Source organism: Muricoccus pecuniae (genome assembly GCF_014199205.1).
Classification (GTDB): Bacteria; Pseudomonadota; Alphaproteobacteria; order Acetobacterales; family Acetobacteraceae; genus Roseomonas; species Roseomonas pecuniae.
In genome coordinates this window covers 416,820-440,102 of sequence record NZ_JACIJD010000001.1, presented here as the reverse complement: position 1 = coordinate 440,102, position 23,283 = coordinate 416,820, and the positions used below count along the sequence as shown (strand labels likewise).

Genomic DNA, 23,283 nt, shown 5'->3' with positions numbered 1-23,283 from the left:
CCGGTCGCCCTACTTCCAACCATCCCCGGCATGTCGGATTTCGCGGACCTTGGACTAGGCGGGCTCGACATCGGCGCCTGGGAGGCGCTGGTGGCTCCCGTGGCCACTTCCCCCGAGATCATTAGCCAGCTGCATGCCGCTGCGCTGCAGGCAGGCAACGATCCCAGGCTCGGCGAGCGGATGCGTGAGGTCGGCTTCACCGCCGAACCATCCGCCACGCCAGGGGCGCTCGCTGACAAGATCAAGCACGAAACGCCGATCTGGCGGCAGCTGGTGGAGGCCTCCGGCGCGAAGCTCGACTGATCGCGCAAGTCACGAACCACAGCGGCGGCCGGGCATAAGTCCGTGCGTACCGTGGCTGGCCATCCTTGAACGTCCGAGAAGGACTTGTGCGCCGACGCACCCAGCAGTTGTGGTGAGTCGCGACGCCGACCTGGAGGTTTATCGTGCTTAGCCGCTTTTGGGTGGCCGGGCAGAGCTGCCTCGCTAAGCGTTTGGAGACCCTGCCCTTATTGGTGCTCACCGCTGCCCAGGTCGGATCGGCGGTGCTGCCACGATGGACGCCTACCGCGGCGGAGGGCGTACAGCAGAGATAGCCGCTCGCACCCCAACTGCCGCTGTGCGCCCTTATCGGCTAGTGGAGGCCGCAGGAGGGATTGCTGCAGTACGAGGCTAACCGTGGCTACACTGTTCGTCGCTTTGGTTGGGTAACGTCCACGGAGGTGGTGGAAAATCCGGCGTGGTCCGGGGTGTAGGGCTTGGGTGGCCATCGGACCTGGCGGCTAGGGTGGAGTTGCGAAGCTCCCACCCCTGACCGGCCGAGGACCCGATGACCGAGGAGGGACTGCCACTGGCTGACCTGCTGGCGAAAGCAGGAGATGGTGACTTCCTTTGCAGTGTCGCGGAGGCGGTGCTGCAGATGCTGATGGAGGCGGACGTGGAGGGGCAGATCGGCGCCGCCCGGCACGAGCGCACCGGCGAGCGGCTGAACTACCGCAACGGCTTTCGCGACCGCACGCTGGACACGCGGCTGGGGTCGCTGCAGCTCCGGATTCCCAAGCTCCGGCAAGGCAGCTACTTCCCGCCCTTCCTGGAGCCCAGGAAGACCTCGGAGAAGGCGCTGGTGGCGGTGATCCAGGAAGCCTGGATCGGCGGCGTCTCGACCCGGCGTGTGGATGAGCTGGTGCAGGCCATGGGCCTGTCGGGCATCTCGAAGTCGACCGTCTCCAAGCTGTGCCGCGACATCGACGAGCGGGTCACGGCCTTCCTCGACCGGCCGCTGTCGGGCGAGTGGCCCTACCTGTGGCTGGACGCCACCTATCTCCGTCAGCGCGAGGGCGGGCGCATCGTCTCGGTCGCCGCCATAATCGCCGTGGCCTGCGATGCCGAGGGGCGGCGCGAGATCGTCGGCCTGCACATCGGCCCCTCGGAAGCCGAGACCTTCTGGGCGACCTTTCTCAAGAGCCTGGTGAAGCGCGGCCTGAAGGGCGTGAAGCTGGTTATCTCCGACGCCCATGAGGGGCTGAAGGCGGCGATCGCTCGCGTCCTCGGCGCGACCTGGCAGCGGTGCAGGGTTCATTGGATGAGGAACGCGCTGGCCCACGTCGGCAAGGCCCAGCAGTACATGGCCTCGGCCGCGCTGCGTCAGGCCTTTCTCCAGCCCGACCAGGACGGGGCCCGGCAGACCTGGCGCCATGTCGCCATGTCGCCGACCAGCTCCGCGAACGCTGGCCCAAGCTCGGCAAGCTCATGGACGACAGCGAGCATGACGTGCTCGCCTACCTGGCGTTCCCAGCGCCGCATCGGACCAAACTGCACTCGACGAACCCGCTGGAGCGCCTCAACAAGGAGGTGAAACGCCGCGCCGACGTCGTCGGCATCTTTCCCTCTGAGGCGTCCATCATCCGCCTCATCGGCGCTGTGCTGCTCGAGGCCAACGACGAATGGCAGCTGCAGCACCGCTACATGGGCGTCGAGGCCATGGGCGAGATGCTCAACCCGGCCCCCACCAACGAAACCCTGCAACTCCCACCCAGAGCCGCCTGAGCCGTGGCCATCTCAAGCCCAGATGCAATTTCCACCACGTTGACGGACGCTACCCCGAAGCAGCCGGGGAATGGCCCTCCCCATTCCTGATGACCCCTGGCCGGCAGCCGGGGCGTTGCTGTTGCAGGAGTGGGGAGAGCGAGCCCCTGGAAAGCAAGGCGCAGGCGCCGCACTGCCGCGGGGGCCGGCACGATGGCCGCGCGAGTGACAAGCTCGCGCAACCGGCCTCAGCCCACATGCCGGACGAGGTTTTCACCGGAAACTGGGAGCGGCGTTACGGCCAACCCCCGGCGACAGCATCAATGACCAGCGCAGGTGGGCCCGCCGACACACTGACCAGCCCTGCCGCGGAGGAGCACCTCCCGGGCGGGCATAGATGTGGAGGCGCCCACCGAGGGCCAGATCAGCCCTGATGAACGCCCAACGGCGGGCACAGGCCCATGATCCGGCCCGCCCCGCGACCTATCATTCCAGAGCCTGCCAGGGACCACCTCGGCTCCGCGCGCCCGTCCCTGCCGAGGAGAGCACCGAGGGCCGCCTGGCTGAAACCGGGCTCGTCCGCGGAATCCGCCCTTCGCGCCCCGCTCCCGTCAGATCGGACAGACGCCCGAGGCGCATTGCAGGTGCGCCAGGTCGATCGCCTCGTGCAGCGCGGGATCGGAAATCCCCTCGACGAGTCCCGCGAAGCGCCCCAACGGTACCTCCTCCTCCGGCAGGTACTCGTAGCCCAGCGCATGGTCCGGGCGGCTCGGCAGGATCGCGCAGCAGCGGATGCGCGGCTGGTGCTCCAACAGGATCGTGCGGAACGCCTCCAAGTCGTGCCGATCGGTGAGGATCTTCAGCGTGTAGGAGACCTGGTTGCCCCTCTCCGCGCCGATCCAGTGCCGCTCCAGCAGCGCGAGCCAGCGGTACTGGTCCTCCGGCGAGGCTTCCGGAGCGGTGACGAGCCTCTCCCCGATGCCGAGGCGCTGGATCAGTGGCAGGGTCGGGAATCCGACCACCGACATGCCCGGGAAGCTCCGCAACGCCCGAACGGGGTAGCCGCGGGATTCGTAGTCCGTCAGCAGCGGGTCGCTGTCATCGGCCCAGTCGCCCGTGCCGTCCCGCGTGCCCCTGAACTGCACCCAGCGCAGATACTGCCGCCGCGCCGGCAGGTGGGCGCCCTCGGTCAGGCCGAAGAGCTTGCTCGTGGTCCCGGCCGGCTTGACGGTGGTGATGGTGACCGGCGCCTCCAGGCCCATCTGCGCGGCATAGGCCCGTCCCTCGTCCTTCGCCGCTGCCGAGAGCCGCCCGAGCATGGCCCAGAAGGGGGCGGAGCGCGCCTCGTCCAGCAGGTCGTCGAAGCCGAGGCCCCAGCGCATCCAGGCCCATTCGTGCAGGCCGGTCGGGCCGATTCCCATGCGGTTGGTCCGGCGCACCTCCTCCGCGTAGAGCGCGTCCATCGTGTTGGCGCGCATGAGGAAGCGCACGCCGAGGCGGACGGCGTCCTCGACGCGCGCGTCCCACTCGGCCGCCAGATCGTCCGGCACGAGGCCGGGCGTCACCTCCGAAAGGTCGGCGGGGCAGGCGAAGAGCGGGCTGAAATCGGCGATGACGCAGTAGCCGCCCGTGACGTGCAGCGTGATCTCGCCGCAGGGATTCGTGGTCACCGGGAAGCGCGCCGTCCGCGCGCGGCGCGACAGCTCGGCCAGCAGCGGCACGGCCAGGTCGGCCGCGTAGCGCGCCGAGCGCACGTCGCGCCCGTCCGTGTGCACGGGCTTGCGCCAGGCGCTCCCCGTGCGCGCATCCTCCAGCCGGTCGCCGTTGATGAAGCCGGGCTCGCCGTTGATGTAGGCGCAGCACGTCGCCTCGTCGAAGACCGCGAGCGCGTGGCGGTGCAGCGGGTCGGCGCTGCCGGAGCGGGCGGCGCGCACGCCCTCCCAGAACTCCGCGTCCACCATGACGGAGTTGTTCGCGGTCCAGAGCCCGCCCTCGGACTTGGCGCAGATGAAGCGCAGGATGCCGGGGTCGCGCCAGGACTTCGTTGCCATGCGCGCGGCGCGGCGGGCGCCGCCCACCTGCACCTCGACCGAGAGGTGGTGATCCACCAGTAGCGCCTGCTCCCAGGGGGCAAGCGCCTCGTCCCCGGGCGCGCGGTGCCGGGCGGGCTCGATGACGTGCTGGCGCAGGTTGACGAAGGCGCGCATCAGCGAGAGCGGACCCGAGGCCGGGCGGCCCTGCATGCCCGCGATCGGTGCGCCGCGCGGGCGGATCGGGCTGAAGTCGAGCAGCAGCGTGCGCCCTGCCGCGCCCTCGAAGGAGAGGCTTTCCAGCAGCTCCACCGCCTTCGCCCAGCCCTCCCGGCTGTCCGCGACCTCGTGGCGCAGGGCGCCGGGCGGAAGCCCCGCCGCGTCGCCGACGAACTCGCGCGCGATCCAGGCCCTCAGCTCGGCCTCCTGCGCCTCGGTGAGGTCCTCCAGCGCGGTGCCCCAGGGCAGCAGGCCGAACTCGCTGCCGAAGCGGTGCAGGTCCGCGCGGGTCCGCGGCCAGTCGGCATGCGTGGGGTCGAGGCGGAGCAGCAGCCTCGGCGCCTGGCCCCAGTCCACGGCGACCAGCTCATCGTCATAGGCCCGGCCCACGCCGCTCCCGTTCAGCAGCAGGTAGAACAGGGTGAAGGAGGCGTTCGCCGTCGAGCAGTTGGTGAAGACCTCCATGTTCCGGCCGGGCTGCCCGGCATCGCCGTGCTGGAGGTGGCGGCCCGAGGTGATGAGGGCGCCAGTGGCGATCGCGTTGCGCAGCCGCGCCCGCTCCGCCGGGTCCGCCGCGGCACCGAGCAGGGCCATGTTGCCCGCCGCCACGCGGTCCGCCACGCGGCCGAGATCCTCCCCGTCCTCCGGACGGAACACGGTGCGGCGCGCGACCGCGAGCCCCATGCCGGGGTCGAGCTGGCGGGCGGGAAGCGGGGCCGTTCCGAAGCGCGCGCCGGGAATCGAGAAGAGCCCGGCCTCGGGGGCGCGGGAGAGAACACCGTCCATCGGTACTATTGGTCCTCGCGCTCGCCGCCGTCGGCGAGTCGGTCAACACATCATATGGTGGCTATACGGGCGCGCAACCCGCAATATCTGGTGTTAGCACCGGAGCAACCGGGGCCGGCAGGCAATCCGCCAGGCGGGAGTCGTCGAGCTCCGCCAGGAAGGCCTCCCTCGCCCTGGCCAGCCGTGCGCGCAGCCGGCAATCCGGCGACAGGCAGCAGGAGCCTCCGTCCGGGAGGAAGCACTCGACCAGCGCCTGCCCCCGCTCGAGGTGGCGCACCACCGCGCCGAGGCTGATCTCGGCCGCTGGCCTGGCGAGCATGACCCCGCCTCGCGCCCCGCGAAGGGTCCGGACGAAGCCCGCCTCCGTCAGATCCTGGACGATCTTGTGGATGTGGTTGCGCGGCACGCCGATCTCGCGCGCCAGCGCCTCCGTCGTCCGGTGGCGGCCCTCATCGGCGCCGAGGCGCATCAGCAGCCGCAGGGCGAAATCGGTGGAGGCAAGGAGGCGCAAGGCATCAACCCCGAAACTGGTATTGACGATACCACATTCTCGGGAGAGGGTAACCCTCATCGGCGATGCAGGACTGCACCGGCCGAGAAGGGCCCCACGGGCCCGCAGGAGACCCGCCATGAGCGTCACCACCGAGCCCGGCTTCGCGACCCGCCGGGTTGCCGAGATCGCCGCCACCCTCCCCGGCTCCACCGCCGTGTTCCGCAAGCACAAGCTCGACTTCTGCTGCGGCGGGGACGTGCCGCTGGCCGAGGCCGCCGCGAAGCGCGGCGCGAGCCTGCCCGCGATCGAGGCGGAGCTGGCCACGCTCCTCCCCCGCGAGGCCACGGCGCCGGAGGAGACGGGCGCGCTGATCGACCTGATCGAGACCCGCTACCACGCCACCCACCGCCGCGAGCTGCCCGAGCTGATCCGCCTCGCCCGCCGCGTTGAGGCCGTGCACGGCGACAAGCCCGAGGCCCCGCGCGGCCTGGCCGACCTGCTGGAGGAGATGGGCGCCGAGCTAGAATCGCACATGCAGAAGGAGGAGGCCGTGCTCTTCCCGATGATGCGCGACGGCGGCCACCCGATGATCGGCCACCCGATCGCCATGATGCGCCACGAGCACGACGACCACGGCGAGCACCTGCGCGCGCTCGAGGCGCTGACGAACAACGGCGTGCCGCCCGCGGGCGCCTGCAACACCTGGCGCGCGCTCTTCGCCGGCACGCGCAAGCTGGCCGACGACCTGATGGAGCACATCCATCTGGAGAACAACGTCCTCTTCCCGCGCTTCGGGGCCTGAGGATGGCAGACTCCACGCCCATCGGCGTCGTCACCGTCTCCGACCGCGCGAGCCGCGGCGAGTACGAGGACAAGGGCGGGCCGGGGATCGAGGCCGCGCTCGCCCGCATCCTCGCCTCTCCCTGGCACCCCGTGCGCCGCCTCGTGCCGGACGAGCAGCCGCTGATCGAGGCGGCGCTGCGGGAGCTCGCCGATGTCGAGAACTGCCCCCTGATCGTCACCACCGGGGGCACGGGCCCCGCGCTGCGCGACGTGACGCCGGAGGCGACGGAGGCGGTCTGCGAGCGGATCCTGCCCGGCTTCGGGGAGCTGATGCGCGCGGTCTCGCTGCGCGCGGTGCCCACCGCCATCCTCTCGCGCCAGATGGCGGGCACGCGGGGGCGCAGCCTCATCGTGAACCTGCCGGGCAAGCCCTCCGCCATCGCGGAGTGCCTCGACGCCGTCTTCCCCGCCATTCCCTACTGCATCGACCTGATGGGCGGCCCGAGGCTGGAGACGGACCCTGCCGTCTGCGCCGCCTTCCGGCCCAAGGGAGCCTGACGGCACGGGGATGAGCGGCTGGGGCGAGTTCATCGCGGCCTTCGCGGCCTTCCTTCTCTCCCACGCCCTGCCGGCGCGGCCAGCGCTTCGCCGGCGCCTCGCGGCAGCGGTGGGGGAGCGCGGCTATCTCGCGCTCTACAGCCTTGTCTCGCTTGCCATCCTCGCCTGGCTCGTCGCTGCCGCCGGGCGGGCGCCCTATGTCGGGCTCTGGACCATGGAGCCCTGGCAGTACTGGGCGCCGAACCTCGCCATGCCCCTCGTCTGCCTGCTCGTGGCCTTCGGTGTCGGCGCACCCAACCCGCTCTCCTTTGGCGGGCACGCCGCGGGGTTCGATCCCGCACATCCCGGCATTGCGGGCCTCGCCCGGCACCCCCTGCTGATCGCCATCGCCCTCTGGGCCGCGGCCCACATCGTCCCGAACGGCAACCTCGCCCATCTGCTCCTCTTCGGCAGCTTCGCGGGCCTCGCGCTGCTGGGCATGACCGCGATCGACCGGCGCAAGCAGCGGCAGCTCGGTGGGGCGGAATGGGCGGCCCTCGCCGCCCGCACCTCCCTCTGGCCGGGAGCCGCGCTGCTCTCCGGGCGGTGGCGGCCGTCATCGCCCCCCTCGCCTGTCCGGCTGGCAGCAGCGCTTCTCCTCTGGCTGGTTCTTCTGATGCTCCACCGGCCCGTCATCGGCGTCTCGCCCCTGCCGCCCTGACCCGTCCGGGCCGGAGCACCTCCCTGCCCTGCCATGGCGAGACCTTTTCCTTGACGCCGGGCTCTCTTCGGGCCTCTACCGGATCTCCCCTGATCTCACGCCGCCGTGATCAAGCGACAGCCGGCAGGACTCGCCGATGAGCACCATGACAAAGCCACATGCCGGCCCCGGCAGCCTGGACCAGGCGATGCTCCAGGGCATTCCCTTCTTCGCCGGACTGGGGCGCGACGAACTGGCCGACATCCTCCAGGCCGGACACACCCACCGCCTGCCGAAGGATACCGTGCTGTTCGAGCAAGGGGACGCGGCCCGATCGCTCCACCTCGTCCTCCAGGGGCGGGTCAAGGTCGTACAGACGGCGGCTGATGGTCAGCAGATGGTGCTGCGCTTCGTCGGCCCGAACGAGTTGGCGGGCGTCCTCGCGCTGCTCGGCCCCGGGCAGACCTATCCGGCCACCGTCGCGGCCGTCCTCGACTGCGTGCTGCTCTCCTGGAACCCGGCGGCGCTCGAGGTCCTGCTGCGCCGCTTCCCCCAGGTCGCGCTCAACGCGATGCGCGCGCTGAGCGGCCGCACGCAGGAGGCCCATGACCGGCTGCGGGAGGCCTCGGCCGAGCGGGTGGAGCGGCGACTGGCGCTGGCCCTGCTGCGCCTCATCCGCCAGGCCGGGGTGAAGGAAGTGGATGGCAGCATCACCATCGACTTCCCCCTGGCCCGGCAGGATCTGGCCGAGATGGCGGGAACCACCCTGCACACCGCCAGCCGCATCCTCAGCGGCTGGGAACATGCCGGGATCCTGACCGGAGGCCGGATGCGGGTGGGCGTGCGCGACCCGCACGCCCTGGTGCGGATCACCGAGAGCTAGGGCGTCCCTGCGGCAGCCTTCAGCTCCGCCAGCAGGTCGGGAAGGCTGAGCCGGTACTCCGCGCTCGCCTCGGCGACGCTGTGGAACGGGCTGACGGCGCAGCCCACGCAGTGCATGTGACGGCGAACGAAGACGGGGACGGTGGCGGGCCAGTCCCGCATCACCTGCTCAACGGGCATCTCGGGGGTGATGGCCGCCTCGGTCATGGCCTCGAACTCCGAAGGTTGAGAAAGGAAGGGCGCCGGTCCCCTCGGACCAGCGCCCATTCCGCTCCGCCGCGCTCCGCCTACTCCGCAGGCTGGGCGGGCACCGGCGCGGGAAGCGGGCCGGCGCCACGCTGGCGGGCGGAGGCGCGCACCGCGCGCACCAGCTTCCAGGCGAAGATCCCCAGCAGCACCGGCCCGGCGGAGAACACGATGTCCCCCGGCACGCGCATCCACACCACTAGGTGCATCAGCGGCTGGTGCATGAACTCTGCCGACCGGGCGTACCAGAGCCCGTGCGACACGCTCGCCCAGGCCTGCAGCGCCCCCTGCGGCAGCAGCGAGAAGAGGATCATCATGCTCAGCCCCCCGTTCAGCGCCCAGAAGGCCGCCTTGAGGTAGCCGTCCTGCCAGGCGTGCCGCGGCGCGAGACCGCGGAGGCAGAACAGCATCAAGCCAATGCCGAGCATGCCGTAGACCCCGAACAGCGCGGCGTGGCCGTGCGTCGCCGTCGTGTTCAGGCCCTGGATGTAGTAGAGCGAGATCGGCGGGTTGATCATGAAGCCGAAGAAGCCGGCGCCGACGAGGTTCCAGAAGCTGACGGCGACGAAGAACAGGATCGGCCAGCGATAGGCGGCCACCCATCCCTTCTCGCGGCTGTGGCGCCAGTTCTCATAGGCCTCGAAGCCCACCAGCGAGAGCGGCACCACCTCCAGCGCCGAGAACACTGCGCCCACCGCGATGACGGAGGAGGGCGTGCCGGAGAAGTAGAGGTGGTGCAGCGTGCCGAGGATGCCGCCACCGAGGAAGACGATGGTGGAGAAGAGCGCCGCGTTGTTCGCCGTGCCCACGCGCACCAGGCCCAGCCGGGTGAAGAGAAGCGAGATCACACAGGTGGCGAAGACCTCGAAGAAGCCCTCCACCCACAGGTGCACCACCCACCAGCGCCAGTACTCCACCAGGCTGATATGCGTGTGCTTACCCCACATGAAGCCGGCCGCGTAGAAGAGGCCGATCGCGACGGTGGAGAGGAACAGGATGATGAGCAGCGGCCGCGCGGCCTCCGCCCGGTCGCGGAGCGCCGGCATCAGCGCCCGGCCCATCAGCACGAGCCAGAGCATCAGCCCGACGAAGAGCAGGATCTGCCAGAAACGGCCGAGATCGACGTACTCGTAGCCCTGGTGCCCGAAGTAGAAATTGGCATCCAGGCCGAGCTTCTGCTGCACGCCCAGCCACTCGCCGAACATCGAGCCGACGACGACGAGCACCAGCGCCGCCCAGAGCGCATCCACGCCCAGCTTCTGAAACCTGGGTTCGTAGCCGGAGATGGCGGGCGCGATGTAGAGGCCCGTGGCGAGCCAGGCCGTCGCGATCCAGAACACCGCGAGCTGCGTGTGCCAGGTGCGCGTGACCGCATAGGGCAGGAGTTGCGACAGCGGGATACCGAAGAACTCGTGCCCTTCCACCTGGTAGTGGGCGGTCAGCGCACCGAGCCCGACCTGGGCCAGGAACAGCCCGATCACCGTCAGGAAGTACTTGCCCGTCGCCTTCTGCGAGGGGGTGAGGCGCATCCCCAGCAGCGGATCGGTGCCCGGGAGGCTCGGCGCCTCCTCATGCGCGCCGGCCGCGGCGTGGTGCCAGACGAGCGCGCCGATGCCGGCCACCAGCAGGATGACCGAGACGACGGACCAGACCACGGAGGGCGTGGTCGGCACGTTGTTCACCAGCGGCTCGTGCGGCCAGTTGCTGGTGTAGGAGAGGCCGGGCTCGCCGGGGCGGTCGGTCGCGGTGGCCCAGGCTGTCCAGAAGAAGAAGCCGGTCATGGCCTGCCGGTTCTCGGCGGAGGGCATGGCGTTGTCCGCGATGGCATAGGCCTCGCGCAGCTTCGCCAGGCGCGGCTCATTGCCGAAGAGCCCAGCGTAGTGCGCAGCCACCTCGCGGATCACCGCCGCGCGGTCGGCCGAGACCTTGATCGCGCCGGTCGCGGGGTCATGCGTGTTGGTGCGCAGCTCGGCGACGAGCCGCGCGCGGAGCGCGCCCTGCGTCTCCGTATCCAGCGCCGCGTAGCCCGCGGCCCCGGCGCGGCGCGCCCAGAGGTCGAGCAGCGCGACAGCCTCGCGATGCAGCCAATCGGCCGACCAGTCCGGGGCGAGATAGGCGCCATGGCCCCAGATGGAGCCGAGCTGCTGCCCGCCGGTGGACTGCCATGCCTGGCGACCGCGGCCGATCTCGGCGCCGGTGTAGAGGACCTCGCCGCTGGCCGAGATGACGCTCTCGGGCACGGGCGGGGCGGCGCGCATGATGTCGCGCCCGAGCATTCCCAGCCAGCCGAAGGAGGCGAGGAAGACGAGCGTGAGCGCGATCCAGAGTCTGCTTTGTCTCTTCATGATGTCCCTCAGCCGCAAGGCCGGCCGGGCGTTTTCCCGGCCGGCTCAGGCGATCCGTTCAGCGCCCGGCGCTGGCCGTGCGGGCGGGTACGTTGAAGATCTCGGGATTCGCGGGCCCCTCGACGTTGAGGAAGCCGATGCAGCCCTTCTCGAGGCGGGACAGCGCGTGGTCCACGAGGATGAAGCGGCCGGGAACCTCGCACTTGAACTCCACCGCGCAGGCGCCGCCGGGCGCAACCGTCGTGGTCTGCACGTTGTTGAGCGGCTTCGTGGTGAGGTCGCCCATGGAGTAGACCTTGTCGAAGACCTCGCCGATCACGTGGAAGGAGGAGGTCAGGTTCGGCCCGCCCACGCCGAAGAAGATGCGCACCGTCTCGCCCACCTTCGCCTTCAGGGGGGTATGGGTGGTCAGCGCGCCGACCGCGCCGTTGAACAGGACATGGGTGGGGCGCTCGTCCAGCAGCCGGTCCAGGTCCTCGCCGATCTCGCCCTTCGTGCCGAAGGGCTGGTCCGTGTAAAGCTCGCCTTGCACGACGTAGAACTCGCGGTCCACGCGGGGCAGTCCGCCCTCGGGCTCGACCAGGATCAGCCCGTACATGCCGTTCGAGATGTGCTGGGCATGGGGCGCCACTGCGCAGTGATAGATGTAGAGGCCGGGATTGATCGCCTTGAAGGTGAAGCTCTTGCTCTCGCCCGGCGCGGCGACCGTCACGGCACCGCCGCCGCCCGGGCCGGTGACGGCGTGGAAGTCCACGTTGTGGGAGTGGACGCTGCCGTCGGCGTTCCTCATCGTCACGTCGACGGTGTCGTTGACACGGACGCGGACGAAGGGGCCGGGCACCTTGTTGTTGAACGTCCAGTACCGGTAGGTTGCGCCGTCGGCCAGCTGGCCGGTCACCTCGGTGGTCTCCAGGTCCACCCGCACGCGCTGCGGCCCGCGCTGGCCGATGGGGCCCGGCAGGTCGCTCGGGTCGCGCACGATGTCGATGACGGGCGAGGCCGCGGCGGACGGGGCGCTGGCGGGAATCACTGGCGCTCTGCCGTGCGGCGCGGTGCCATGGGCCAGGGCATCCCCCGCAACGGCCAGAACGCCGGCGCTGCCCATGGCGAAGATCCTGCGGTTCATCATCATGTCCGTAGCCGCTCCAAATCGGCTGATGCTCTGCGTGAGCGGCGGGGAGCATTGGCCAGTTCGGACCGGGCATCTTTGTCCGCCGACAATGATGGAAGCCGTTCGCGCTGGCCGCCGGAGGAAAGGCCTCCTCCCCCTGCGGGCGCAGCCTTCGTTCACCGGCAAGGACGGCCGGAGTGCGCCGCGGCGCGAACGGAGGGCGAGGTAAGGAAGCTGGATCGCGGCGAGGATGATGGTCTTTGAGCCGTCCTCCTCCGCCTCGTACCCGGCGACAGCCTGCGCTTCCGCGCCAGCCACCCCGGCCACGATACGAAGTCGATCCACGCGGCCACCGCCCATCCCACCCGCGCGTTTCCAGAGCATGTTCAGGGGCCAGGAGGACTGATCCTCCCGCCGGGTTAGCCGCACGGGGCAGTCCTGCGTCATTCCACGCGCGCCTTCGGGCCGGCACTGGCGGAGGATGGTCAGGCGAGGATCGCAGGGGCGATGCAGTTGCCGGCGCGCTTCAGCGCACGGCCTTCGCGCCATAGGCCGTGGACCGAGGCCATGCGCCGGCGGGGCGCCATCCGTCTCGGCGCCTCATCCCAGGCCTTCCCGGGGGCACAGGCTATCCGGCGGCCCTTGCCGGTACTGCGGCTCCCGAGGCTGCCGCAAGGTGATGACCCCAGCGCGGTCACCGCAGCCGCGTCGCGGCGAGGCTGGACCCGCCGCGACGCTCATCGGCCGGTCACTCGGCCCGGATGTTCGCCCGCCGGGCCACCTCGCCCCAGCGCTTCGTCTCCGCCTCAACGAAGGCGTGGAACTCCTCGGGCGAGTTTCCGCCGGGCTGGAGGCCGAGATCGCGGAAGCGGGCGAGCACTTCCGGGTCCTGCAGGGCCGCCCGAGCCTCCCGGTTCAGCCGATCGATGATCGGCCGGGGCACGGCGGCCGGCGCGAACAGGCCGCTCCACGACACGGACTCGAAGCCGGGCAGCACCTCCGCGATGGCGGGGAGATCGGGCGCCGAGGGATTGCGGCCCTGCGACCCGACACCGAGCGCCCGGATCTGTCCAGCCTGCACGAGCGGCCAGGCAGAGGAGAAGTTGTCCAGCACCATCGTGAGCTGCCCCCCGATCAGGTCGTTCAGGCTCTGCGAGCTTCCGCGATACGGGACATGCACGCCCGTGGTGCCGATCGTCTGGAGAAGCAGCTCCGTGCCGAGATGCTGCGAGGTGCCGACGCCGGAGGAGCCGTAGGTGTGCTCGCCGGGCTTCGCCTTCAGCATGGCAATGAGTTCGTTCAGGTTCCGCGCGGGCACGCGCGAGTTCACCACCAGCAGGTTCGGCTGCGTCGCCAGCAGCGTGATGTCCCAGAAGTCCCGCAGGTTGTCATAGGGCATCTGAGGGTAGACGCTGGCATTGATGGCATGGGCGCTGATGGTGCTGATGCACAGCGTGTAGCCGTCCGGCGCCGCCTTGGCGCAGACGTCACTGCCGATGTTGCCGCCCGCCCCTGCCCGGTTCTCGACCACCATGGGCTGGCCCAGCCGCTTGCTCATGCTCTGCGTGACGACGCGGGCAAGGATGTCGGTGGACCCGCCGGCAGCGAAAGGCACGACGACGCGGATCGGGCGGGTCGGGTACTCCTGCGCCCGGGCGGGCAAGGCAGCGAGCAGCACACCGAAACACACCCACAGGGCTCGCAAGGACATCTCTTTCCTCCTCAGATTCACGCTTCGTGACGCCGCTCCCGCTTCACGCGGAGGCGGCGGACCTGCCGAATTTCATCGTCAAAGCGGCTGGCCTTCCGCCATGTCGCGGCCCACGGAGCGCGCCCGCGGGTCCAGGAAGCAGTGCAGGATGGCCGGCTTGCCCGAGGCCAGGGCATGCTCGAAGGCGGCGGCGAAGTCCTCGGTGCGGCGAACCGTCTCGCCATGGCCGCCGAAGGCCGTGGCATAGGCGGCGAAATCGGGGTTCACGAGCCGCGTCGCGGAGATGCGCCCGGGATAGTCGCGTTCCTGATGCATGCGGATCGTGCCGTACATGCCGTTGTCGATCACGATCGTGATGACCGGGATGCCGTACTGCACCGCCGTCGCGAATTCCTGGCCCGTCATCAGGAAGTCGCCATCGCCGGCGATGACGACGGCAACGCTGTCCGGCTTCTGCCGCTTGGCCATCACCGCCGCCGGCACGCCATAGCCCATCGAGCCGGAAGTGGGCGCGAGCTGCGTGCCCAGCTTCGAGAAACGCCAGTGCCGATGCATCCAACCCGCGAAGTTGCCCGCGCCGTTGCAGAGGATCGCGTCCGGCACGCGCTCGTTCAGCCAGCGCACCACCTCGCCGTACTGGAAGTCGCCGGGAAGCGTGCGGGGCTCGCCGGAGAGGTCGAGATAGGCGCGGTGCGCGGCCTCGGTGGCCGCGGCCCAGACCGGCCTCCCCTCGGGCGAGAGCCCGGCCAGGGCCGGCGCGAAGGCGCGCGGCGCTGCCTGGATGGCGAGGACCGGCGCATAGACCCGCCCCAGCTCCTCCGCCCCCGGATGCACATGCACCAGCCTCTGCTTCGGCACGGGAATGCCGAGCAGCTCATAGGAGTTGGACGGGATCTCCGACATTCGCCCGCCGACCAGCAGCAGGAGATCCGCCTCCTTCGCCATGGCGGCGAGGACCGGCCCCGGCCCGATGCCGAGATCGCCGGCATAGCAGGGATGGTCCCAGCGGAACCGGTCGGCCCGGCGGAAGGAGGTGCAAACCGGCAGCGACCAACGGGTGGCGAAATCCCCCATCGCGTCCACCGCCGCCTCGTCCCAGCCCGAACCGCCGAGGATGACCAGGGGCCGCTCCGCCCTGGCCAGCAGCCCGGCCAGTGCCTGCATGTCGGTGGTGGAGGGAACGGGAAGCGCGGGCTCGACGCGCGGCACGTCCACCACCGTCGCGACCTCCGTCAGCATGTCCTCCGGCAGTGCGATCACCACCGGCCCCGGCCGCCCCTGCATCGCCACCCGGAAGGCGCGGGCCACCATCTCCGGGATGCGGTCGGGGGTGTCGATCTCGGTGGCCCACTTCGTCATGCTGCCGAAGACCGCGCGGTAGTCGAGCTCCTGGAACGCCTCGCGCTCGCGCATCTCCCGCGCCACTTGGCCGACGAAGAGGATCATCGGGGTGGAGTCCTGCATGGCGATGTGCACGCCGCAGGAAGCGTTCGTCGCGCCCGGCCCGCGCGTGACGAAGCACACGCCGGGCCGGCCCGTCAGCTTGCCATAGGCCTCCGCCATGATCGCCGCCCCGCCCTCCGCGCGGCAGGTCAGCACGTCGATCCGGGCGTCGTACAAGGCGTCCAGCACGGCGAGATAGCTCTCGCCCGGCACGCAGGTGACCCGCTCCACACCCTGGGCGAGGAGCTGGTCCACCAGGATCTGGCCGCCGGTGCGCGCGGCCGGCGCGCGGGGCGTCAGGTCGGAGGCGGTGCCGGGTAGAATATCCACGTCAGGATCCTTCGTGTGAGATCGGCCGGGAGGGACAAGGCGCGCGGTTCGCGAGCGCTGGCGGCCGGTTCACGCCAGAACACCGATCTGCCAGGGCACGAACTCGTTCCGCCCGAGCCCGTTCAACTCGCTCTTCGTCCGCTCGCCCGAGGCATGGCGGAGAAGTTGCCGGAAGATGCGCTCGCCCATCTCCGCCACCGTCATGCGGCCGTCGATGATGACGCCGCAGTTGATGTCCATGTCGTCGGCCATGCGCTCGTACATGGGCGTGTTGGAGGCGAGCTTGATCGTCGGCGAGGGGAGCGAACCGAAGCAGGACCCGCGCCCGGTGGTGAACATAACCATATTCGCGCCGCCGGCGATCTGCCCGGTCGCGGAGGTCGGGTCGTAGCCCGGCGTGTCCATGAAGACGAGGCCGCGCGCCGTCACCGGCTCCGCATACTCGTAAACCTCCATCAGCGGCGAGTTGCCGCCCTTCTTGGCTCCGCCGAGCGACTTCTCCAGCACATTGGCGAGGCCGCCGGCATTGTTGCCGGGGGAGACGCGGCCGTTGATCTGGGTGTCGGCTCCCGTGCTGTAGTCCAGCCACCAGTTCATCCGGTCCACGAGCTTCTGCCCGATCTCCGGCGTCACCGCGCGCGCCGTCAGCGTGTGCTCCACGCCGAAGATCTCGCCCGTCTCGCTCAGGATCGCCGTGCCGCCATGGCGCACCAGGATGTCCATCGCTGCGCCCAGCGCCGGATTGGCGGAGAGCCCGGAGAACCCGTCCGACCCGCCGCACTGCATGCCGATCACCAGGTGCTCGGCCGAAACCGTCTCCCGGCGCACGTCACTGGCCGCCGGCAGCATCTCCTGCACGATCGCGACGCCGGCCTCCACCGCGCGGCGCAGCCCGCCGGATTCCCCGATCACGAGCGTCCGCAGCTTCGGCCCCTCGGCCAGCCCCTGCTCCCGGAGGAAATCGTCCAGGGCGTTGCTCTCGGCGCCGGTCGCGATCACCAGGGCCGCGGCCGTGTTCGGGTTGCGGATCGTCCCGGCGATGGTCCGCCGCAGCAGCGCCATCGGCTCGCCCGAGCGCTCCATCCCCTCCCCCGAGCCATGGGCGAAAGGGGCCACGCCGTCCAGATCCGGGAAGCCCGCGAGCCGCTCCGGCGTGAACCAGTCTGCGATCCTGCGCGCCGCCGTCGCGGCGCCCGCTCCCAGCGCGAAGACGCCGACATAGTTCCGCGTCCCCACGCGGCCGTCCGGGCGGCGGATGCCCTGGAAGGTCGCGCGCTCCGCCGCGGGGACGTACTCGGTCGGCCGGTAGTTCTTCGAGAAGGCGTAATCCTTCTCCACGGCGTCGAAGAGGATGTTGTGGCTGTGCATCCAGGTGCCCGGCGCCAGATCCTCGGAGGCGTAGCCGATCACCGTGTTGTACTTCCTCACCGCCTCCCCCTTCCGGATGAAGCGCGCGGCGATCTTGTGTCCTGCGGGCACGTCCTGCCGCGTGACGGTGTTCTCCATCGCGACCGAGGTTCCGGCGGGCACGGGCATGCGCGCGACCACCACGTTGTCGGCGGGGTCGAGACGGATGAATGGGTTGAGCGGGGCTTCCACGTCCATTCCTGCCTCCTCAGGCCAGCACGCCGACGGGCCAGGGCACGAACTCGTTCTCTCCCATGCCCTCGATCTCGCCCTTGGTCCTCTCGCCGGAGGCGTGGCGGAGCAGCGCGTCGAAGATGCGCCGCCCCATCGCCTCCACGCTCACGCTGCCGTCCAGCACCGGCCCGCAATCGATGTCGATGTCATTCGCCATGCGCGCGAAGGTCTCGCCGTTCGAGGCCATCTTGACCGTGGGCGCCGGAAGCGATCCGAAAGCCGTGCCCCGCCCCGTCGTCATGGCGATCAGGTTCGCGCCGCCGGCGATCTGCCCGGTGACGGAGACCGCGTCATGGTCGGGCGTGTCCATGAGGACGAGGCCCGGGCCCTGCACCCGCTCGCTGTAGCGGTACACGCCCGCGATCGGCGCATCCCCCGCCTTGCGCAGCCCGTCGAGCGCCTTCTCGACGACGCTCGCCAGCCCGGCCTGGGCAGGCCCGCGGTCCAGCACGCCGTTCAGCACCGTGTCCCGCCCGCGGTGATGGGCGCGCCACCAGGCCAGCCGCTCGCGCAGGGCCTCCGCCACGGCCGGCGTACCCGCCCGCGCCAGGAGAGCCCCCTCCGCGGCTAGCAGCTCCGGGGTTTCCGACAGGATCGCCGTGCCGCCCGCCTGCAGCAACAGGTCGACCGCCACCCCGAGCGCCGGGTTGGCCGAGAGCCCGCAGAACCCATCCGGTGCCGCACCTTGCAGCCCGAGCACGAGATGGGCCGCGGAGACCTCCTGCCGCTGCGCGGCGTTTGCGGCCGGCAGCATCGCCTCCACCATGCCGCGCGCGGTGTCCACGGCACGGCGGATGCCGCCGACGTCCTGGATGGTCACGGTGTGCAGCCGCTCGCCCACCTCCAGCCTTTCCTGCTCCAGGAAGCTCTTGAGGTTGTTGCGCTCGCAACCGAGCGCCACCACCACGGCCCCTGCCGTGTTGGGGTGGCGGATGAAGCCCGAGAGGGTGCGGCGGAGGAGATCCATCGGCTCCCCGGTCATCTCCATCCCGCAGCCGATCTCGTGGATGAAGGGCACGACGCCGTCCACGTTCGGGAATGCGGCCAGCCGCTCCTCGTCGAACAGGTCCGCTGCCTGACGTGCCGCTGTCGCCCCGCAATTCCCGACGACGAAGACGCCGATCATGTTGCGCGTGCCCACGCGCCCGTCGTCGCGCAGGAAGCCGCGGAAGCTGGCCGGCGCCACCGCCGCGCGCGGCGAGGCGGGGATGGAGGGAAGCGCGACGCCGGTGCAGGACAGGTCCGCGGCCCGCAGCCGCTGCCCTGCCGCAATGGCGGCCGTCGCCCGGCCGATGGGCATCCCGCCCCGCAGCACCGCCTCTCCGGCGGCGATGTCGTGGAGGGCGATCTTATGGCCGGCCGGTACCTCCTCGCGCGCCGCCAGTCCCATTCCGGGCAGCCCCTCTCCCGCGCTCAGGCCGCGCAGGGCGACGGCGACGTTGTCGTGGGAAGCCGGAGGGAGCACGGGCCGGCCCAACAGGCTCTCGCCCTCCGCCAGGAACACCGCCATGAACCGCCTTCCTCCTCTGAGGAGCCCCGTCCTGCGCCTTGGGCGAGCCGGGCCATCCCTTCGTTGAGAGAAGACTAAGGCGTCCGATCAATACCGGTCCAACATCATATTTGTATTTCTGTAATATCAGATTTAGATCGCGGCGTGCTGGACCTGAACCATCTCCGCTCCTTCGTCGCCGTCGCGGAGGAACTCCACTTCGGCCGCGCCGCGCGGCGGCTAGGCATGACCCAACCGCCGCTGAGCCGGCACATCCAGTTGCTGGAGGCTAGGCTGGGGGTCCGGTTGCTCGAGCGCACCAGCCATTCCGTGGCTCTCACGCCAGCGGGCCAGGTTTTCCTGCCGGAAGCCCGCGCGCTGCTCGGGGCCAGCGAGCGCGCCTCGCAGCTCGTCCGTCAGGCCGCGCAGAGGCATGGAAGCGGCACCCTGACGATCGGCTTCATCGGCTCCTCCACCTATGATTTCCTGCCGAGCATCCTCAGCCGGGCCCGCGCCGAGCTGCCCAACACGGAGCTCGTGCTGAAGGAGATGCTGGGATCGGCGCAGATCGACGCGCTGCAGCTCGGGCGGATCGATCTCGGGCTGATCCGGCCATCGCCATCTCCTCTCGCCTACGCCTCGTCCTGCGTGCTCCGCGAAGGGATGGCGCTGGCCCTGCCGCAAGGCCATCCCCTCACCTCGGGCCGCTGGCCGAGCCTGCACGACCTGGAGGGCGAGCCCTTCATCATGTACTCGCCGGACAGCCCCTACATGCACGCGCTGCTGTCGACGGCTTTCGCAGCCGCGGGCATCCGCCCGCGGGTGGTGCAGGCCGTCTCGCAGGCCCAGACGATCCTGTCCCTCGTCAGCACCGGCATGGGCCTGGCCCTGGTGCCGGAAGACACGCGGAAGGCCTGCTTCGGGGACGTGGTCATCCGCCCGATCGGATCGACGCCCGAGCTGGTCGCCGAATTGCACGCGATCTGGCAGCCGGAGAACCGTAATCCCGCCCTCGGCCCGTTCCGCGACCTCTTGCACCGGATCGCGAAGCGACGGCCCTGATCCCGGCCGGAAGGATCAGGAGACGCGATCGGATCAGAGCAGCGATCTCACGCGATCGAGTGTCCGGTCCAGGTGGAGGCCGAGCACCCGGGCCAGCGCGTCGCCGTCCCGCGCCTTCAACGCGCGGAGCATCTCCTCGTGCTCCTCCACGGCCCCGGCCCACTTCTCCGGCTCCGCATTGCCGATGAAGCGGATGTGCTTCATCCGCGCCTGGATGACCTCGTGCGTCCAGGACAGCGTGGCGTTGTCGGACAGCGCGACGATGCCGGAATGGATGGCCTGGTTGAGCTTGAAATAGGCCAGCCGGTCGCGCTCGGCGTAGCGCTCCATCATGGCGCGGTGCATCGCCGCCACCCCCTCGATCCCCGCATCCGTCGCATGGGCGCAGGCAAGGCGCCCCGCGAGCTCCTCCATGGACTTCAGGACGACGAGACCGTCGGCCACATCCTTCACGCTGAGCTTGCGCACCACCGCGCCGCGCGCCGGAACCAGCTCGACCAGCCCCTCGCCCGCCAGCATGCGGACCGCCTCGCGCAGCGGCGTGCGCGAGACGCCGAGTTGGGCGCCCAGCACCACCTCGTTGATGCGCGCCCCCGCCGGGATCGTGCCCTGGGTGATGAGGTCGCGCAGCCTGGATGCGACCTCCTCCTGGAGCGGACGGCGGATGATGCGGCCGCCACTCCCCAGGATCTCCGCTTCGGCCGGATCTGACGGCAATGCCCCTGCCTCCCAATCGGCCACCCTATAGGGCTGCTTGACGCAGCGGGCGAGCCCCGATAACACACACATACTGCATACAGTACAAAGAATGAAGCTGAGGGGAGAAGGGCATGGTCCAGGATCTGCCGGTTGCGAGCCTTCCCCGCATTGCCCTGGCCATGGGCGATGCGGCCGGGATCTCGCCCGAGCTCACGGCCAGGGTCCTCGCCGACGAGGCGGTGCGGGGATCGGCGGAGATCACCGTGATCGGGGACCAGCGCGTGCTCGCGGACGGCGCGCGCATCGCCGGTCTCGCGCCCGAGCTCGATGTGGTTATGCAGGGCGATCCCTCTCCGCCTCGCCAGCCCGGCCGCCCGCTGCTGATCGATCTCCAGCACTGCGACCCCGCCGCCATCCCGGTCGGCGAGATCTCCGCGGCGAGCGGGCGCTTCGCGACGGAGAATTTCCGTCGGGCCCTCTCCATGGCCGCGGCCGGCGAGGCCGATGCGGTGTGCTTCACGCCCTTCAACAAGGCGGCGATGCGCCTCGTCACCCCCGGCTACGACGACGAGATCGGGTTCAGCGCGGAGACGATCGGCTTCCGCGGCGTCGCCAAGGAGTTCAACATCCTGGACGGGCTCTGGAACGCCCGCGTCACCTCCCACGTGCCGCTGAAGGACGTGGCTGGGCTGCTGAGCCGGGAGAGCATCCTCGACAACCTGCGGCTGACCCATGAGGCCCTGCGCGCGGCGGGGATCGCGCGGCCCCGCATCGCGGTCGCGGGACTCAACCCGCATGCCGGCGACAACGGCAACTTCGGGACGGAGGAGATCGAGATGATCGGCCCGGCCGTGGAGGCCGGCAAGCGGGAAGGATTCGGCTGCGATGGCCCCTTCCCCGCCGACACCGTCTTCCTGCGCGCCAGGCGCGGCGACTTCGACGCCGTGCTGACCATGTACCACGACCAGGGCCAGATCGCGATGAAGCTCATCGGCTTCGACGCAGGCGTGACGCTGATGGGCGGCTTCCCCTTCCCGATCTGCACCGCGGCCCATGGCACGGCCTATGACATCGCCGGCAAGGGCGTCGCCCATCCCGGCGCCATGCGGAACGCCATGCTGCTGGCCGCACGCATGGCAATGCGGGAGACCACCGCGGCCGCCTAGGGACGACCCACCCGCGCAGACCCGGAACGGGCACGCGGTCACCGAGACAGGAGGAGAGTTCATGAAGCTGTTCCGAAGGGCCGCGCTGGGCGCCGCCCTCTGCACGATCCTGGGCGCCGCGCCGCCCGCCGCCGCCCAGGCATCCTGGCAGCCCACGCGGCCGGTGGAGTTCATCGTCACCGCCGGGGCCGGCGGCGGCACGGACCTCTTCGCCCGCGCGGTGCAGGCGGCGATCACCCGCCACAACCTTGTTCCCACCTCCATCGTCGTCAGCAACAAGGGCGCAGGATCGGGGGCCGAGGGCTTCGTCTACGGCCGCGGCGCCCAGGGCGACCCGCACAAGGTGATCTTCGGCACGAACAACGAGTGGCTGCTGCCGCTGGTGGCGCGGGTGGCCTGGAAGGCGCAGGATCTCACCCCCGTGACCGTCATGGCCTATGACGAGTTCATGCTGTGGGTGAAGGAGGACTCCCCCTATCGCAGCGCGGCCGACCTCGTCGCCGCCGCGCGGGAGCGTCCGGGCGCCATCCGCATGGGCGGCAGCCAGACCAAGGACACGGACCAGGTGCTGACGCTGCTGGTGCAGCGCGCCACCGGCGTGCGCTTCAACTACATCCCCTTCCGCAGCGGCGGCGAGGCGGGGGTGCAGCTCGCGGGCGGCCACATCGACGCCAACACCAACAACCCCGCCGAGAGCATCGGTGGCTGGCGCGGCGGCCAGGTCCGCCCCCTCTGCGTCTTCCGCCCCGATCCGCTGCCCCAGGGCCCGCGCGTGACCGAGGCCCAGGCCTGGTCCGACATCCCGACCTGCGCGAGCCAGGGCGTGCCGATCGAGGAGTACCGCATGCCCCGTACCATCTTCTTGCCGCCGGGCGTGCCGCCCGCGGCCCAGGCCTACTGGGCCGAGGTGATGCGGCGTGTGGCCGAGACCCCGGAATGGAAGGACTACCTGCAGCGCACGAGCCAGAGCGCCGCCCTCATGTCCCCGGCCGAGATGCGCGCCATGGCCGAGCGCGAGGAGCGCGCGGCGCGGGAGATCTACGCCCCCGAAGGCTGGCTGGTGAACTGACGCGGGCGGGAGGGCCGGGCCATGCTGAACCGACTGCAACTGGAGTACGGCTTCGCCGGGCTCGTCTTCCTCGTCGGCGCCATCGGCTTGCGCGGCACGGTGGAACTCGAGACGGGCTGGGCCGCCGATGGTCCCCAGGCCGGCTTCTTCCCCTACCGCGTCTCCCTCATCCTCATGGCGGCCGCGGCCCTCGTCGCCTTCCAGGCCTGGCGCAACCGCGCGGCCCTGTCGCAGGCCGTGGTAGTGGAGGCGGAGGGCGGCGGGCGCGTGCTGCGCTTCGCCCTTCCCGTCCTCGGCATGGTGCTGGTGGCGCAGTGGCTCGGTCTCTACCTCGCCATGGCGCTCTACCTGCTGGGCACCATCCGCTTCACCGGGAAGCGGCCTTGGGGCACGGCCCTCGGCGTCGCGCTCGGCGTCACCGCCATCACCTTCGTCGTGTTCGAGAAATGGTTCGCCGTGCCGCTCCTGAAGGGGCCGCTCGAAGTGATGCTGGGCCTGGGCTGAGGGGGGCGCGAC

The 23,283-nt window shown here is 70.5% G+C and carries 18 protein-coding genes and 2 pseudogenes; 10 read left to right on the top strand and 10 right to left on the bottom strand.

The window, feature by feature from the left end:
- Both FHS87_RS01950 and FHS87_RS01945 read left to right on the top strand, forming a co-directional pair.
- Positions 1 to 303: pseudogene (locus FHS87_RS01950) on the top strand (hypothetical protein); the annotation flags it as partial.
- A gap of 526 nt (positions 304 to 829) precedes the next feature.
- Positions 830 to 2,046, top strand: a pseudogene (locus FHS87_RS01945) (IS256 family transposase).
- A 590-nt stretch (positions 2,047 to 2,636) separates the two neighbouring features.
- Here the strand turns inward: FHS87_RS01945 and FHS87_RS01940 are convergent.
- Entirely contained in the window at positions 2,637 to 5,060 is a 2,424-nt protein-coding gene (locus FHS87_RS01940) for a recombinase (protein WP_184513230.1), read from the bottom strand.
- 61 nt (positions 5,061 to 5,121) lie between these two features.
- Positions 5,122 to 5,571: an RrF2 family transcriptional regulator gene (locus tag FHS87_RS01935; protein WP_184513228.1), complete on the bottom strand. Its 450-nt coding sequence runs from the start codon at positions 5,569 to 5,571 to the stop codon at positions 5,122 to 5,124.
- A gap of 118 nt (positions 5,572 to 5,689) precedes the next feature.
- Here FHS87_RS01935 and ytfE point away from each other — a divergent pair, with 118 nt between their 5' ends.
- The 4 genes from ytfE to FHS87_RS01915 all read left to right on the top strand — a co-directional run bounded on the left by ytfE (position 5,690) and on the right by FHS87_RS01915 (position 8,456).
- A complete protein-coding gene (gene ytfE / locus FHS87_RS01930; RefSeq protein ID WP_184513226.1) occupies positions 5,690 to 6,355 on the top strand; it encodes an iron-sulfur cluster repair protein YtfE in 666 nt (221 codons plus the stop codon).
- A 2-nt stretch (positions 6,356 to 6,357) separates the two neighbouring features.
- Entirely contained in the window at positions 6,358 to 6,894 is a 537-nt protein-coding gene (mog, locus tag FHS87_RS01925; protein ID WP_184513224.1) for a molybdopterin adenylyltransferase, read from the top strand.
- Between the two features lie 10 nt (positions 6,895 to 6,904).
- Positions 6,905 to 7,594: an NnrU family protein gene (locus FHS87_RS01920; protein WP_184513221.1), complete on the top strand. Its 690-nt coding sequence runs from the start codon at positions 6,905 to 6,907 to the stop codon at positions 7,592 to 7,594.
- A gap of 136 nt (positions 7,595 to 7,730) precedes the next feature.
- A complete protein-coding gene (locus tag FHS87_RS01915; protein WP_246417729.1) occupies positions 7,731 to 8,456 on the top strand; it encodes a Crp/Fnr family transcriptional regulator in 726 nt (241 codons plus the stop codon).
- On the opposite strand, the gene FHS87_RS01910 is transcribed toward FHS87_RS01915, so the two are convergent.
- The 7 genes from FHS87_RS01910 to FHS87_RS01880 all read right to left on the bottom strand — a co-directional run bounded on the left by FHS87_RS01910 (position 8,453) and on the right by FHS87_RS01880 (position 18,792).
- Positions 8,453 to 8,662 (bottom strand): DUF1858 domain-containing protein, encoded by a 210-nt coding sequence (locus FHS87_RS01910; protein ID WP_184513219.1) that lies wholly within the window; start codon positions 8,660 to 8,662, stop codon positions 8,453 to 8,455. The genes FHS87_RS01915 and FHS87_RS01910 overlap by 4 nt on opposite strands.
- Before the next feature lie 80 nt (positions 8,663 to 8,742).
- Complete coding sequence (locus FHS87_RS01905; RefSeq protein WP_184513217.1) at positions 8,743 to 11,046, bottom strand: nitric-oxide reductase large subunit; 2,304 nt, start codon at positions 11,044 to 11,046, stop codon at positions 8,743 to 8,745.
- Between the two features lie 58 nt (positions 11,047 to 11,104).
- The gene (gene nirK, locus FHS87_RS01900) at positions 11,105 to 12,172 is read right to left on the bottom strand and encodes a copper-containing nitrite reductase (RefSeq protein ID WP_246417728.1); all 1,068 of its coding nucleotides are present in this window, start codon (positions 12,170 to 12,172) and stop codon (positions 11,105 to 11,107) included.
- A 733-nt stretch (positions 12,173 to 12,905) separates the two neighbouring features.
- Positions 12,906 to 13,868, bottom strand: coding sequence for a Bug family tripartite tricarboxylate transporter substrate binding protein (locus FHS87_RS01895; protein ID WP_184513215.1), 963 nt, complete (start codon positions 13,866 to 13,868; stop codon positions 12,906 to 12,908).
- Positions 13,869 to 13,946: 78 nt separating this feature from the next.
- A complete protein-coding gene (locus FHS87_RS01890; RefSeq protein WP_312861845.1) occupies positions 13,947 to 15,641 on the bottom strand; it encodes a thiamine pyrophosphate-binding protein in 1,695 nt (564 codons plus the stop codon).
- A gap of 69 nt (positions 15,642 to 15,710) precedes the next feature.
- Positions 15,711 to 17,246 carry a UxaA family hydrolase gene (locus tag FHS87_RS01885; protein ID WP_184513213.1) on the bottom strand — a complete coding sequence of 512 codons (1,536 nt, stop codon included), beginning with the start codon at positions 17,244 to 17,246 and terminating at the stop codon, positions 15,711 to 15,713.
- A 10-nt stretch (positions 17,247 to 17,256) separates the two neighbouring features.
- Positions 17,257 to 18,792, bottom strand: coding sequence for a UxaA family hydrolase (locus FHS87_RS01880; protein WP_184513211.1), 1,536 nt, complete (start codon positions 18,790 to 18,792; stop codon positions 17,257 to 17,259).
- A 144-nt stretch (positions 18,793 to 18,936) separates the two neighbouring features.
- Between FHS87_RS01880 and FHS87_RS01875 the strand changes: the two genes are divergently transcribed.
- Positions 18,937 to 19,833, top strand: a complete 897-nt coding sequence (locus tag FHS87_RS01875) for a LysR family transcriptional regulator (RefSeq protein WP_184513209.1) — start codon at positions 18,937 to 18,939, stop codon at positions 19,831 to 19,833.
- Positions 19,834 to 19,866: 33 nt separating this feature from the next.
- On the opposite strand, the gene FHS87_RS01870 is transcribed toward FHS87_RS01875, so the two are convergent.
- Positions 19,867 to 20,550 (bottom strand): GntR family transcriptional regulator, encoded by a 684-nt coding sequence (locus FHS87_RS01870; RefSeq protein ID WP_246417727.1) that lies wholly within the window; start codon positions 20,548 to 20,550, stop codon positions 19,867 to 19,869.
- A 113-nt stretch (positions 20,551 to 20,663) separates the two neighbouring features.
- Between FHS87_RS01870 and FHS87_RS01865 the strand changes: the two genes are divergently transcribed.
- The 3 genes from FHS87_RS01865 to FHS87_RS01855 all read left to right on the top strand — a co-directional run bounded on the left by FHS87_RS01865 (position 20,664) and on the right by FHS87_RS01855 (position 23,271).
- The gene (locus tag FHS87_RS01865) at positions 20,664 to 21,698 is read left to right on the top strand and encodes a 4-hydroxythreonine-4-phosphate dehydrogenase PdxA (RefSeq protein ID WP_246417726.1); all 1,035 of its coding nucleotides are present in this window, start codon (positions 20,664 to 20,666) and stop codon (positions 21,696 to 21,698) included.
- 61 nt (positions 21,699 to 21,759) lie between these two features.
- The gene (locus FHS87_RS01860) at positions 21,760 to 22,767 is read left to right on the top strand and encodes a Bug family tripartite tricarboxylate transporter substrate binding protein (protein WP_184513205.1); all 1,008 of its coding nucleotides are present in this window, start codon (positions 21,760 to 21,762) and stop codon (positions 22,765 to 22,767) included.
- 21 nt (positions 22,768 to 22,788) lie between these two features.
- Entirely contained in the window at positions 22,789 to 23,271 is a 483-nt protein-coding gene (locus tag FHS87_RS01855) for a tripartite tricarboxylate transporter TctB family protein (RefSeq protein WP_184513202.1), read from the top strand.
- The last annotated feature ends 12 nt before the right edge of the window (positions 23,272 to 23,283 follow it).